This is a genomic window from Bacillus sp. MM2020_4 (assembly GCF_011250555.1).
Lineage (GTDB): Bacteria > Bacillota > Bacilli > Bacillales > Cytobacillaceae > Neobacillus.
Window position 1 is genome coordinate 86100 of record NZ_JAANMZ010000001.1, and the last position, 13297, is coordinate 99396.

At 38.1% G+C, this 13297-nt stretch carries 13 protein-coding genes and 1 riboswitch; of the genes, 9 read left to right on the plus strand and 4 right to left on the minus strand.

Annotated features, from left to right (window positions below):
• The first annotated feature begins 1 nt into the window (after position 1).
• The 3 genes from G6554_RS00445 to G6554_RS00455 all read left to right on the plus strand — a co-directional run bounded on the left by G6554_RS00445 (position 2) and on the right by G6554_RS00455 (position 2437).
• Entirely contained in the window at positions 2-466 is a 465-nt protein-coding gene (locus G6554_RS00445) for a hypothetical protein (RefSeq protein ID WP_166237680.1), read from the plus strand.
• 181 nt (positions 467-647) lie between these two features.
• The gene (gene sigI / locus G6554_RS00450; RefSeq protein ID WP_166237681.1) at positions 648-1394 is read left to right on the plus strand and encodes an RNA polymerase sigma factor SigI; all 747 of its coding nucleotides are present in this window, start codon (positions 648-650) and stop codon (positions 1392-1394) included.
• Positions 1391-2437, plus strand: coding sequence for an anti-sigma factor domain-containing protein (locus tag G6554_RS00455; protein ID WP_166237682.1), 1047 nt, complete (start codon positions 1391-1393; stop codon positions 2435-2437). The genes sigI and G6554_RS00455 overlap by 4 nt, the downstream gene beginning before the upstream one ends.
• A 41-nt stretch (positions 2438-2478) precedes the next feature.
• On the opposite strand, the gene G6554_RS00460 is transcribed toward G6554_RS00455, so the two are convergent.
• Entirely contained in the window at positions 2479-2682 is a 204-nt protein-coding gene (locus tag G6554_RS00460; RefSeq protein ID WP_166237683.1) for an alpha/beta-type small acid-soluble spore protein, read from the minus strand.
• 150 nt (positions 2683-2832) lie between these two features.
• A complete protein-coding gene (locus G6554_RS00465; RefSeq protein ID WP_374049553.1) occupies positions 2833-3186 on the minus strand; it encodes a DUF3905 domain-containing protein in 354 nt (117 codons plus the stop codon).
• Positions 3187-3322: 136 nt separating this feature from the next.
• On the opposite strand from G6554_RS00465, the gene G6554_RS00470 reads away from it, so the two are divergent.
• Together G6554_RS00470 and G6554_RS25935 are read left to right on the plus strand one after the other, a co-directional pair.
• Entirely contained in the window at positions 3323-3484 is a 162-nt protein-coding gene (locus tag G6554_RS00470; protein WP_166237684.1) for a hypothetical protein, read from the plus strand.
• Positions 3484-3615 (plus strand): hypothetical protein, encoded by a 132-nt coding sequence (locus tag G6554_RS25935; RefSeq protein WP_278187262.1) that lies wholly within the window; start codon positions 3484-3486, stop codon positions 3613-3615. The genes G6554_RS00470 and G6554_RS25935 overlap by 1 nt, the downstream gene beginning before the upstream one ends.
• 14 nt (positions 3616-3629) lie before the next feature.
• On the opposite strand, the gene G6554_RS00475 is transcribed toward G6554_RS25935, so the two are convergent.
• The gene (locus G6554_RS00475) at positions 3630-5378 is read right to left on the minus strand and encodes a B12-binding domain-containing radical SAM protein (protein ID WP_166237685.1); all 1749 of its coding nucleotides are present in this window, start codon (positions 5376-5378) and stop codon (positions 3630-3632) included.
• A 345-nt stretch (positions 5379-5723) separates the two neighbouring features.
• Between G6554_RS00475 and G6554_RS00480 the strand changes: the two genes are divergently transcribed.
• The 3 genes from G6554_RS00480 to G6554_RS00490 all read left to right on the plus strand — a co-directional run bounded on the left by G6554_RS00480 (position 5724) and on the right by G6554_RS00490 (position 10334).
• A complete protein-coding gene (locus tag G6554_RS00480) occupies positions 5724-6737 on the plus strand; it encodes a 2-oxoacid:acceptor oxidoreductase family protein (protein ID WP_166237686.1) in 1014 nt (337 codons plus the stop codon).
• Complete coding sequence (locus tag G6554_RS00485; RefSeq protein WP_166237687.1) at positions 6737-9031, plus strand: thiamine pyrophosphate-dependent enzyme; 2295 nt, start codon at positions 6737-6739, stop codon at positions 9029-9031. The genes G6554_RS00480 and G6554_RS00485 overlap by 1 nt, the downstream gene beginning before the upstream one ends.
• Before the next feature lie 178 nt (positions 9032-9209).
• Positions 9210-10334: a PAS domain-containing sensor histidine kinase gene (locus G6554_RS00490; protein WP_166237688.1), complete on the plus strand. Its 1125-nt coding sequence runs from the start codon at positions 9210-9212 to the stop codon at positions 10332-10334.
• 52 nt (positions 10335-10386) lie between these two features.
• Here G6554_RS00490 and mtnK read toward each other — a convergent pair whose 3' ends face one another.
• Positions 10387-11589, minus strand: coding sequence for an S-methyl-5-thioribose kinase (mtnK, locus tag G6554_RS00495; protein ID WP_166237689.1), 1203 nt, complete (start codon positions 11587-11589; stop codon positions 10387-10389).
• A gap of 101 nt (positions 11590-11690) precedes the next feature.
• Positions 11691-11849, minus strand: a riboswitch (SAM riboswitch).
• Positions 11850-12072: 223 nt separating this feature from the next.
• On the opposite strand from mtnK, the gene G6554_RS00500 reads away from it, so the two are divergent.
• The gene (locus tag G6554_RS00500; RefSeq protein WP_166237690.1) at positions 12073-13251 is read left to right on the plus strand and encodes a pyridoxal phosphate-dependent aminotransferase; all 1179 of its coding nucleotides are present in this window, start codon (positions 12073-12075) and stop codon (positions 13249-13251) included.
• Positions 13252-13297: the final 46 nt, after the last annotated feature.

Here is a 13297-nt window from a genome sequence, read left to right on the forward strand (position 1 = left end):
AATGAAAAAATTAAGCAAATTGGAAGCTGTTTTATGGAATATTGCTTTTCCCGGTTTCAGTCAATTATTAACAGGTCATTATATTAAAGGTGTTTTATTTGTTGGCTTAGAATTTGTTATGAATGGTAAAAGTCGCTTTAACCAGGCGATCATGTATAGTTTCTTGGGTGAAATTGAAATGGCTGAGGCGGTCATAAATTACCAATGGCTTATGTTTTATCCATGTGTTTATATGTTTTCGATGTGGGATGGGTATCGGCAGGCGATGCCAGCAGATGAAAAATATTCCTTTTTGCCTTTTGTCTTTTGTGCATATTTTGTTACGGTCGGTTTAATGATTTCGCCTAAGGTGACGATTTTTCATATACACCCAGGTCCAGTTTTTTTACCCATGCTGTTTTTGATTCCTGGTCTGTTAATAGGGTTTATGATTAAATTTATATTGTCAAAAAAAGCGTTAGAATAAATAATCCATCTAATGCCTCAAATCAGGATCACTGGTTTGGGGTTTTTTTATTGGAAAAAACTTTTGCCATAACCCCCATAAACCATTTATGAAGAACCGTAATTATGTAAAGAAAATACTATTCCCTCTTAAAGTCCAAAATAGCGAAATATGTTATAATTGGTCGAATAGAGGTGAGCAAATGCTAAGTTTATTGTTTATGACCAAAAGAAAAAAAAGAACGCTAGAAGAAACGGTCTTATTAATTCAACAAGGTGACCGTGACTTGCTTGATGAGTTGATTGATGCCTATAAGCCTTTTATTGCCAAAACAGTTTCTTCTGTATGCAGGCGTTATATATATGAATCCGATGATGAATTTAGCATTGGTCTAATCGCGTTTAATGAAGCTATTGAAAAGTATTCAACTGAGCGTGGAAGCTCCCTGTTAAGTTTTTCGGAAGTAATCATTAAAAGAAGAGTTATTGACTATATTCGTAAACAAACTAAAAATCAACATATTAGTATTGATATAACCAATGCCATCAATGAGGAAGATTCAGCGGGTTCGATCATTGTAAATGAACTTTCTCTTGATGATTATCAAAAAAAGAATGATGAACAATTAAGAAAAGAGGAGATTCTTCACTTTCAGAGATTATTAACAACTTTTGATTTAAGTTTTAGCGACTTAGTTGAAAATTCTCCTAAACATGCCGATGCGCGGAAAAGTGCGATTTTGACAGCAAAAATATTAGTCGACAACCAAGAGTTGAAGGAATTATTATTTGAAAAAAAACGTCTCCCCATAAAACAATTAGAAAAAATGGTGAATGTCAGCAGAAAGACAATTGAACGGAACCGGAAATACATTATTGCGATTGCACTTATTTTATCTAATGATTATCTGTATATGAAGGATTATATAAAGGGGGTGTTAGATACATGAAAAAGGGAATTGTAATGGAAGTGGATGATACGTTTTTGACGCTTCTAACCCCCGAGGGTGAGTTTTGCCGCACAAAGAAACAAGACTATCCATATACGATTGGAGAAGAAATTTACTTTTTTCCAATGGAAAGTGGTAATTCCTCTAAAACCTCTTTTTCATTAAGGAATGCTTTTAAACTAAAAGCGGTGTGGATTGTAATGGCTGTTTTATTGATAGGAGTTGGCTCATTAATCCCAAGTTTTCAAAATAATACCGCATATGCTTATATGTCCATTGATGCGAATCCTAGTATCGAGATTGGTGTAAATAAAAAGATGCAGGTTGTAGAGTTAACTGGTTTCAATGAGGACGGAAAAAGGATTATTTCAGAATTGCCTGATTGGAAGAAAAAGGACGTTTCCCAATTAGCAAAGTCGATTTTAGTTAAAATGAAAAATGCCGGTTTTATAAGAAATAATGAACCTGTCATCATTTCTACTGTGAGAACAGAACAACCAAAGGAAAAAGCAGAAAAGGCATTTGAAAAGAATATGAGTAAGATTAAAGAAACCGTGAACAATCAGCAATTAGATGTAAAAGTGCTTACAGGTTCTCAAAAAGAACGGGAAAAAGCACAAGAACTTGGGATCTCAACAGGAACTTACCAAGAAAAAATGAGTCAATCATCATCACAAAAGAAGAGACCAAAATCAATTGTAAAAGAGAAAGGGCAAGAACAAAAAGCCCAGACTTCAGAGCGGGAAAAAATAACTCCTCCAGGACAATTGAAGAAACAGACAGAAGCAAACGCTGTTCAAGACTTGGGAGTAACAAGGGAAACCCCTAAAGATAAAACGATACATTCCGAAGGAAAACCAATACCACCGGGTCAATTGAAAAAACAAGATGAAGAGCGATGGAAACAAGATCAAGAACAATCCAAAAGGCAAGAACAATTTAAGAAGCCAGAACAACAGAGGGAAAAGCCCCAGCCACAAAATAGGGGAAACCAGCAACATAGTGTTTCTACCAGTCCTCATCAGAAAGATCATAAAAAGTAAAAGTCCGGCTATTAACCGGACTTTTTTCCATTGTTATTCATTTATTGGTTGGTAAACTGACCAGACATTTGGGCTTGTGCTTGTTGTACAAGTCTTTTTGTAATTTCGCCGCCTACGGAGCCGTTTGCTCTTGAAACTGTATCTGAGCCTAAATTTACGCCGAATTCCTGTGCAATTTCGTATTTTACTTGATCTAAATACTGCTCAATCCCCGGTACTAATAATTTGTTGCTGCTATTTGCCATGTTGTTTCAACTCCTTTTCTCTTACAGAGGCTACTCTGTCCTCTGTAAGTGTAGTATTCATTTTCTGCTCCCTTTTCATAAGTGGTAATGTTTTGCCAAACTGGAAGTTGAGCCTGTCCTTTGAGCTCCAAGCGGCTTCGGCTTTTCTTATTAATCTGTTCCTTTCCCAACATCTTTTGTAGGGTGCATAAAGGGGGAGGCTTGAGGTTTTCTTTTACTTTCAAGCAATTCACGATTTTCCGTAGTGTTCCAGCCGATATCATTTGTGGGATGAACCCAATCATCTCCTGCCATAATCGAAGGGTCAGTATCTTTTGACCAGTTTTCCAAAGGGGAATTTTCGGATGCATACATACTGTCTCCGATCGTCACCCCATGCTTGTTGACAAAGGGCTTCTCCATTTGAATACCGGTCCCTTCAAAGCTTGGTGCATTTATTTGATGTGGCATGGTTTCATCTATCCCTAGTTGTTTTGAGTTCTGATTATTTTTAGATTTCATCATGTTTGCTCACTCCTTTTTTCATTATTTTCCGCCTGAAGGGAATTTTTATTTATGAAAAATTAGGTAAGAATGATTACAACTAATTTGTTCAAAACTATGGGGGTACGTAAGAAAACTTTTTAGGAGGAATTTTACATTGGCGAAACGAAAAGCTGAATTTGATGAAGTGGAAAAATATACGAAGACCCCTCACAAAAATGTTCAGGAAAGTGAATTTTCTGCTGAGTTTACAGATAATAACAATGCCGTTAGATTCGCTAATCGTAATTCGAAACAAGGAAGAAAAGGTAGAAGGTAATGGGCAGCAGGCGTAAAACTCCACCGCGGATACCGATTGAGGAATTTAGCGTTGAAATTGGAGATGTAAATGGGGTAAAGCTTTTTGAAGCAAGGAAGCGGTTAAAATCAAAAGGAAAAAAAGAAAAATAAGCCGGAAATCCGGCTTATTTCATTCCTTTATAGGGGAAAAGAAGCGTTTTGTTATTCGTCGGGTCAAAGTAAACTAATAAATTGGCAGGATATTTTTCAAGCTCACCTGTTGTTAGATACTTCCCTAAATCAAAGGACAGATCCTCTAGTATGGTATGCTTAAACAATTCTTTTTCATCCAGTTTGAGCTCGAGGAATTTCGGGCCTAAACGGGCGGGATTTTCAACAATTTGTCTATACGATAAACTTCGTTCATTTTTATCAGAACTTGCTTCCCACCATGGCTTTCTTGGTTTATATTTATGAACTCTTAAATAATCATACTTCATAAGCCCGGAAATTACATCGAGATTATCTAGTGATTGCTGCTCAAGAAAGGTGAATAAGCGGCGGTACAAGTCTTCAAGCTGATGGCCAATTCTTGACCATCCCTGTTTGTCCCAATAGGAACCAAACCCCTGAAAGAAATCAAATGGTGTTCGGAAAACCCTTGTCACTAAGTATTCCACCGTATGATCCATGCGATGGTCATTCCAATATTTTTCTAGTACATCCTCCACTTGTTTAATTCTAACAATATCATCAAATGAAAGAACATTGTTGCTCAAGATTTCATACGGAGAATGATCCATATAGACATATTGATGTTCTTCAGCGCGCAGACGAACTCCTGTTCCACGCAGCATTTTTAAAAAGCCTAACTGCAATTCTTCGGGCCTCATTTCAAATACATCGTTAAATGTTTTCCGGAATGATGAATAGTCTTCCTCGGGCAGCCCCGCGATCAAATCCAGATGTTGGTCAATTTTGCCGCCTTCTTTTACCATTGTGACAGTTCTCGTTAACTTCGTGAAATTTTGTTTACGCATGACGAGCTCGTTGGTAAAGTCATTGGTCGACTGAACACCAATTTCAAAGCGGAAAAGGCCCTTTGGTGCCTCTTGGTTTAAAAATTCAATAACCTCCGGTCGCATAATATCAGCGGTTATTTCAAATTGAAACACCGTTCCAGGAAGATGTTCATCAATAAGAAAACGGAACATTTCCATGGCATAGCTTCGGCTGATATTAAAAGTTCGGTCAACAAATTTAATGGTTTTTGCTCCATTGGCCATTAAATAACGAATATCCTCTTTTATTTTTTCACGGTCAAAGTATCTTACCCCGACCTCAATGGAAGATAGGCAAAATTGGCAGCTAAATGGGCAACCCCTGCTCGTTTCAATATAGGTGACACGTTTTCCTAATTCGGCAACATCTTCCGGAAAGCGGTATGGAGACGGAAGGTCTTTTAGGTCAAGCTTATTCATTTGTAGGGTATTCTTTACTTGCTTATTTTCACGATAGGTTATCCCGTTGACATTTTGATAGTTTTTCGTTGTCATGATTTCCCCGAGCAGTTGCTTAAAGGTTTGTTCCCCTTCGCCCATGACAATAAAATCAACCTCTGGGTAATTTTCCATCCATTCAGCTGTATCATAGGTTACTTCAGGGCCGCCTAAGACTATGATTAGGGCAGGGTCAATTTTTTTAAGCATATTGACTACTTTGAGGGTTTCTTCGATGTTCCAGATATAACAACTAAATCCGATAACTGCCGGTTTCGCTTGATAAAGATCTGAGACAATATTCATGACTGGATCTTTGATAGTATATTCTTTCAATTGGATGTTAAATTCGGGAGCGGCATAAGACTTTAAATAACGGATCGCGAGGTTCGTGTGGATGAACTTTGCATTTAGAGTAGAACAAATAACATTCATTAAAAAGCTCCTTTTTGATAATAAAATAACACATTATTATAGCCTATTTTTGACCAAAATGATAGTCGGCAAACGGGGAATCCAAGTTAACAACATAAAATGACTTTTAGAGGCAATGAGTGGCAAAGCATCTGTTGTATAACAAAAGGAACGCTGTTATATAATTGAACTTTTTATTAAAGCCAGTTAAATTAAAGGTTTTTTCGTAGAAAAATAATGTGTTATAAAAAAAATTGCTAGATGTTTAACTTTTGTCACAGCTAAAAAATATCTGATGTCCTACAATAAATTTGGGGAAGTTAAATTTTTTTGTCTTTTTTTTGAAAGAAATAGGGGAGGGACATTATGTCTATTTTACCAAAGAAAAATGAACTGGGTTTTTTTGAAATCCGATTGGAATCAATTGGCGGACTAGGTGCAAATTTAGCTGGGAAAATGTTAGCGGAAGCCGGTGTTTTAAGCCTTGGCTTAAAAGGTTCGAATTTCTCTTCATATGGCTCAGAAAAGAAGGGCTCTCCAGTCAAGAGCTTCATTCGTTTCTGTGATCCGGACGTGGAAATAAGAGATCACAGTCCAATCGAACAGCCACATATTGTTGGTGTTTTTCATGAAGCTTTATATAGAACCATTAATGTTGTCAGTGGCCTGGATGCTGATGGAATCGTACTTGTAAATACTTCAAGAAATTTTGATGATGTTAAAAATGATCTACAGTTAGAGTACGGTACGCTTGCCATTGTCGATGCCCTAACGATTGCTGTTGAGGAAAAGACAAAAGTTAATACCGCAATGCTTGGGGCCTTATATCGGATTTGTGACTTTCTTGATCCGGAATCGATGAGAGACGTGATTCGGAAAACGTTTACAAAAAAATATCCGCACCTTGTTGAGCCAAATATTCGTACATTTGATCGCGGCTATAATGAAGTTCAATTTAAGGTCTATGAGGTGCCAGAAGACGCTGAAGGGAAGGCGTTCACACGATCCCTTCCACAGCTTGGTTATATGACCCAGGAAATCGGCGGCGTTATGGTTTCACAAGCAAATAGTGTTTTTAAAGATTTAAGTGGTTCACGCCAAGGATTCCTACCAGAGTTCCAACAAGAAAAATGTATTCACTGTGCAGCATGTGATAATGTTTGTCCAGATTTTTGTTTTGTTTGGGAAGAGGGAGAAGACAAGCGCGGCAGAAAGCAAATGTTCCTTAAAGGAATTGACTATCAATATTGTAAGGGCTGCTTAAAATGTGTTGAAGCATGTCCAACTGATGCACTAGGAGATCTTCGGGAAATGTTGGGTTATGCCGATGACAACCGCGTGAAGCAAAACTTTCCTTATATTGTAGGAGGGATTCAATAATGGCCATATTAGAAGATAAACTAACTACCCAAGATAAAGCAGAACAAATTTCTACCTTTGAATCAGGAAATGAGATGGCTGCAACGGCTGCCGCTCAAATAAACTATCATATCATGGGCTATTTCCCAATTACGCCTTCAACCGAAGTAGCACAATTTTTAGATCAAATGAAAACTCGCGGTGAACATGATATTAAGCTAATTCCTGCAGATGGAGAGCACGGGTCAGCAGGTATTTGCTATGGTGCAGCTGCGACGGGTGCACGGGTGTTTAATGCTACAAGTGCCAATGGATTTTTATATATGCTAGAGCAGATGCCTGTACAATCAGGAACTCGTTTTCCGATGGTAATGAATTTAGTAACACGTGCGGTCAGTGGTCCGCTTGATATTCGCGGTGATCACTCCGACCTTTATTATGCGTTGAATACGGGCTGGGTTATTTTAACGGCCAAAACACCGCAAGCTGTTTATGATATGAACATTATGGCGTTAAAAATAGCCGAACACTCAAAAGTGCGATTACCAGTAATTGTTGCTTATGATGGGTTCTTTACTTCGCATCAAAAACGCAGAGTTGAATACTTCAAAGACCGCAAAGTGGTTCAGCAATTTGTGGGAGAATGTCCTACTGATTATAACTTTGTTAGGGATTTATCCAAACCTGTAACGATTGGTGCACATATGAGCGGTGATGATTTCATCAACAATCACTTTCAACAATCTGAAGCGATTTATAATGCCGATGAAGTATTTAAAGAGGTTGCTGCTGAATATGCAAAACTCTCTGGCAGGGAGTATCCAACACTGGATTTATATAAGATGGAGGATGCAGATGTTGCCCTATTCTTATTAAATTCTGCGGCAGAATCCGCTAAGGATGTTGTCGATCAATTGCGTGAAAAGGGAATTAAAGCGGGTGTAATCAGCCCTAATATTATTCGTCCATTCCCTGCAAAGGAAATCCGTGAAGCACTCAAAAATGTAAAAACATTATTGGTTGGTGAACGTGCGGATTCCTACGGCGCAAACGGCCCGAACTTAACACATGAAGTGAAATCTGCGCTTCAGGATGACAAAAACAACAAGACAATCGTGTTAAGCCGTGTATTTGGTCTTGGCGGTAAGGATTTCTATGCAAGTGATGCCCATGCATTCTTTGAAATGGCAATAGATGCAATGGATAAAGGCTTTGCCGAAAAACCGTTTGATTACTATGGCCATGTTCCTGGTAATCCGGATAAAATCCTAAAGCCTGTCATCTTACCACAACACGGAGATGTGTTTAACTCCGGTTTGATTGAAGTAAAGATGGATGAAGCGAACAATAAATTAAAAGTGAAAATTCCACCACTTCGCGCGCTTACAGGAAAACCAAAACGGATTGCTTCTGGACACGGGGCATGCCCAGGGTGTGGAATATTTGCCGGTTTAGAGCTGTTCTTTAAAGGAATTGAAGGAGATATTGTTACGCTTTTCCAAACTGGTTGTGCCTATGTAACAACTACGGGCTATCCAAGCACATCACATAAGCAAACAATGATGCATAACCTGTTCCAAAACGGTGCCGCAACATTATCAGGTACACTCGAAGCATTTATGGAATTAAAAAGCCGCGGAGAAATCAATGTTTCAGATGATGCGACTTTCGTGATGATCACAGGCGATGGCGGTATGGATATTGGTATGGGTTCTGCTATTGGCACCGCACTTCGTGGACATAAATTAATTATGCTTGAATATGATAATGAGGGCTATATGAATACTGGCTCACAAATGTCCTATTCTACGCCAATGGGGCACATGACAAGCACATCAGGCGTGGGTAAAGCCCAGCGCGGAAAAGCATTCCATCATAAAGATACAGCACAAATTATGGCCGCAACAAATATGCCATATGTGTTCACTGGTTCTGAGGCCTTCCCTCAGGATTTAGTTAAAAAAGGTGCGAAGGCACAGTGGTATGCACAAAATGTAGGCACTGTTTACGGGAAAATTCTTATCACTTGTCCACTTAACTGGAAATCAGATGATCGTTTTGGAACGAAAATTGTCGAAGCTGCAGTCGACTCCTGTTTCTTCCCACTTTATGAAGTGGAGCAAGGCGTTACAACGATTACGTATAATCCAGAAGAAAAGAACAAACGGATTCCACTTTCGGATTGGTTAAAATATATGGGTAAAACAAAACACCTTCTAAAAGATGAAAACAAACCTATTTTAGAAGAGTTTGAAACCGAAGTAGAAAAAAGATGGCAGCGTCTTAAAGCTAAACACGAAAACCCAATCCTTTAACAAATACAAAAACGCAAAGCACTACTTTTGTGCTTTGCGTTTTTGTATTTTTAACTATTCACGTATTATTGTAAAAATAAAAAATAGCATATGGGCAGAAAAGGAATTTTAGCGTATTATGTAGAATATATGACTTAAAATTATTACTTGATTAATGTAGTTCGCGGGGTGCTGTGAGTTGGAGAATCAGTTCAATGAAAAAGAAATTTTTCCTCATGAAATAAATGGAGTACACACAAAAGAAACTGAAGCGCATGAAAGCGAACAAAAATATAGACGGATATTTGAAGATTCTATTGACGGACTAATTCTTTGGGATAATGAACATCGATTTGTCGATGTAAATATTGCTGCTGAACGAATGATTGGTCTGCCAAAGAATAAATTAATTGGCCAACGAGTATATGATCTATCTACCCCGCTAGAGGGGAAAAAGCAAGAAATTTTGAAGCATATTGATCAGCTTTTAAATGAAGGACAAAAAGCATCGACTATCACTTTTGAAACCGAAGATGGTAACAAGATCTATTTTGATTACACATCCCAATTGGATATTGTCGATGGTGTGAATTTAACAGTATTTAAGGATGTTACCGATAAAGTAGTGATGCAAGAACAGCTTCGGAAGTCGGATACATTAAATGTGATAGGGGAACTTGCTGCAGGAATTGCCCACGAAATACGCAATCCTATGACGGCATTGAAAGGTTTCATTCAATTACTTGAAAGCAGTATTACAAAGGAGCATTCACTGTATTATCAAGTAATCACAACTGAATTACAACGAATTGATTCAATTATTAATGAGTTTTTAATTCTCGCCAAGCCACAGGCAGTTAGGTTTCAGGAAAAGGATATAAACAAAATTATGAAAGAGACGGTTGACCTGCTGTCTGCGCAGGCAGTATTGTACAACGTTCAATTTGTAACAAATTATGATGAGAGCCTACCACTTGTATTTTGTGAACCAAATCAATTGAAAAAGGTTTTTATTAATTTAATAAAGAATGCAATCGAGGTCATGCCTAATGGCGGGAGTATTACCATTACTACAAAAAAAATGAGAAACCAGCAAATTCAGATTATCATCAAAGATGAGGGCTGTGGAATTTCAAAGGAAAAAATAAAAAAGCTAGGTGAACCGTTTTACACAACAAAAGACCGGGGAACTGGGCTTGGATTAATGGTAAGCTACAGAATCATCGACGAACATAAAGGAACTATTTTTGTTAAAAGTGAAGAGGGAAAAGGGACAATTTTTAATATAAAGTTGCCCATTAAAAAGCTTCATCCAATCGTGTAAAACACTTCCAAATTGTTTTGGAAGTGTTTTACCTATACCAGCAAAATATATGTTAATCATTCTTTTCATTTTTAATAACTTCTTTAACTTTTGAAATGAATACAGCACAATTTATGAGTTCTTTACGTTGCTTAATTAAGATCTTACCAAGGTTTAATGTTTTCCTTTTCGCAGCTAATCTTGTATGGACATCTTCAATACTATCCAAATCAGCAACATGTGCGAGTCCAATCGTTCTTCTAATTAATTCGCAGCCTGCAAATCCAAGAGAATCCTCGAAAAATTTTGCTAAAGTATAATTCAAGAATTTATCCGTTTTAGCCAAAACCTCTTTATTTTCCGTACTCCATAAATGAGTAAATTCATCCTTAAAGACTTCCCAAACGATTTCAATATGGTGGATAAAGGGTTCGCGGTTAGTAGGATTAGCAATTACTTGGAAAAGCAAATTCGCAAATACTTGGCCAATATCAAAACCAGCCGGACCGTAGAAAGCGAATTCGGGGTCAATCACTTTTGTTTCTGAATTGCTGGCAAAAACGCTTCCAGTATGCAAATCCCCATGTAAGAGAACTTCTGCCTCTGTTAAAAAGCTTCTTTTTAGCAGATTCACTTGAAACTTCAGTTCCTCATCCTGCCAGAGGGCATTGACGTCAGTTAATAGACCATCCTCAAATTCGTTGGTATCGGCATCAAAATACGGGTCTGTAAAAATTAAATCCTCGGTTATTTTGCAAAGCTCCGGATTAATAAACTTTTGTACCAGCTCTTTTTTTGCTGTCGGACCTAGGCCGTAATCTGATGTAAAGAAAATAGTTTTTGCTAGATATTCACCCAAATGGTTAGAAATGTGCCGGTATAATTCACCGTTTATAAATCCCGTTCTGGCAATGGCTAGATGGGAAAGATCCTCCATGACTGTAACGGCAAGCACATCATCTGTGAAATAAACTTTTGGGACATAATGAGGGGCGATCTGCCCAAAGGTTTTTAAGGCATCTGCTTCAATTTTGGCTCGTTTTAATGTTAAGGGCCAGCTTTCGCCAACCACTTTGGCATATGGGAGAGCTTGTTTGATAATGAGGCCTTTTCTGTCACGTCCATCAACAATATGAAAAACAAGGTTTAAATTACCATCCCCAATCTCTTTGCAGGACAGTACAGCATGTTCAGTAAAAAAATTTAAACTTAATGCTAGTTCAATAGCGGCAGTTTCAGTAAATGGTGCGTAATGTGTTTGTTTAAGGTGACTCATTCATATTCCTCCTTGTTTTATGGAGGCTTTTGTCAGCGCAATAGTGCTAAAAAAGCCTCTTTCTCATCTGAAAGAGGCTAGAAGACAATCGTCTGTCACACCTCTTATCTCTCAGAAAGTTAAACCTTCTGTTGGAATTAGCACCGTGCCATATTGGGTGAGTAACCCTGCGTTAAATTTACGCCTCATTTGACTAATGAAAATACGGTCGGTTGCTGGGCTTCAAAGGGCCAAATCCCTCAGCCAGCTCGTGATAAGAGTAAAACTATTCAATACGCTAAAAATGATAACAGTTTGATGAACGTAGTGTCAATATATTTTGAAAACTTTTATTAACCCGTGATTACGGTCTTCCCAAAACCTAAAGGCTTCACTTTTTAAAAAGTTTCAGAATTATAACTTTACAAGTTACTATAAAAGTTATAATATTTATCACTAGAATTTCTACTGTATAATTGAAAACTATTGAAGCGGGTGAAAACGATGAAGCAATTCCCACCATCAGACATGTTAACAAGTCTACCAAAACAGTTTTTTGCCGGGCTAGTTAAAAAGGTCGGTGAATATATTTCCGAGGGACACGATGTGATTAATCTGGGTCAAGGTAATCCTGATCAGCCAACCCCATCACATATTGTTGCAAGGCTTCAAGAAGCTGCAACAAATCCTCTGAATCATAAATATTCGCCCTTTCAGGGACATCGGTATTTAAAACAGGCTGCGGCTGATTTTTATTTGAAAGAATATGGGGTAACCCTTGATGTCGATAAGGAAGTGGCTATTTTATTCGGCGGCAAAGCTGGATTGGTTGAAATCCCGCAGTGTTTGTTAAATCCAGGGGACACCATTCTTGTTCCCGACCCCGGATACCCAGATTATTTGTCAGGGGTCGCACTTGCCAAAGCGGAAATGGTGACAATGCCTCTAAGAGAGCAAAATGATTTTATGCCGGATTACAGTGAGCTGTCGGAAGAGATTTTATCAAAAGCAAAGCTAATGTTCCTCAATTATCCCAATAATCCAACGGGTGCAACGGCTACTGCTGGATTTTTTGAGGAAACAGTTAAGCTGGCAAGTGAGAACAATATTTGTGTAGTACATGATTTTGCCTATGGTGCCATTGGATTTGACGGTGAAAGACCATTAAGCTTCCTGCAGGTTGAAGGAGCAAAAGAGATTGGAATTGAAATTTATACATTGTCTAAAACATATAATATGGCAGGATGGCGTGTTGGCTTTGCTGTGGGAAATGAGAGTGTCATTTCGGCAATCGAACTTCTTCAAGATCATCTCTATGTAAGTTTATTTGGAGCTGTACAGGAGGCTGCGGCGGAAGCACTTTTAGGGCCACAGAATTGTGTGAAAGAATTAAATGAACTTTATGAACGGAGAAGAAATATATTAATCGATGGACTTCTATCACTTGGATGGAATGTCACGGCACCAAAGGGCTCATTCTTTGCTTGGCTTAAGGTACCAGAGGGATTTTCATCTGAGGAATTCTCCGCAATTATTCTTGATCAAGCGAGTATTATGGTCGCTCCAGGGATAGGATTTGGAGAATTTGGCGAGGGCTATGTTCGTGTTGGTTTGTTAACAACCGAAGAACGGTTAACTGAGGCTGTCGAGAGAATAGGTAGTTTAGAAATTTTCAAAAAATAGATTGACAATTTATATTATTCTGGAGATAATACAAAATAAAGTTAAA

Excerpts from the sequence above, each read along its gene's own strand:
- G6554_RS00445 (WP_166237680.1), top strand. The coding sequence starts at position 2 with ATGAAAAAATTAAGCAAATTGGAAGCTGTTTTATGGAATATTGCTTTT.
- sigI (WP_166237681.1), top strand. The coding sequence starts at position 648 with ATGCTAAGTTTATTGTTTATGACCAAAAGAAAAAAAAGAACGCTAGAA.
- G6554_RS00455 (WP_166237682.1), top strand. The coding sequence starts at position 1,391 with ATGAAAAAGGGAATTGTAATGGAAGTGGATGATACGTTTTTGACGCTT.
- G6554_RS00460 (WP_166237683.1), bottom strand. The coding sequence starts at position 2,682 with ATGGCAAATAGCAGCAACAAATTATTAGTACCGGGGATTGAGCAGTAT.
- G6554_RS00465 (WP_374049553.1), bottom strand. The coding sequence starts at position 3,186 with ATGATGAAATCTAAAAATAATCAGAACTCAAAACAACTAGGGATAGAT.
- G6554_RS25935 (WP_278187262.1), top strand. The coding sequence starts at position 3,484 with ATGGGCAGCAGGCGTAAAACTCCACCGCGGATACCGATTGAGGAATTT.
- G6554_RS00475 (WP_166237685.1), bottom strand. The coding sequence starts at position 5,378 with ATGAATGTTATTTGTTCTACTCTAAATGCAAAGTTCATCCACACGAAC.
- G6554_RS00480 (WP_166237686.1), top strand. The coding sequence starts at position 5,724 with ATGTCTATTTTACCAAAGAAAAATGAACTGGGTTTTTTTGAAATCCGA.
- G6554_RS00485 (WP_166237687.1), top strand. The coding sequence starts at position 6,737 with ATGGCCATATTAGAAGATAAACTAACTACCCAAGATAAAGCAGAACAA.
- mtnK (WP_166237689.1), bottom strand. The coding sequence starts at position 11,589 with ATGAGTCACCTTAAACAAACACATTACGCACCATTTACTGAAACTGCC.
- G6554_RS00500 (WP_166237690.1), top strand. The coding sequence starts at position 12,073 with ATGAAGCAATTCCCACCATCAGACATGTTAACAAGTCTACCAAAACAG.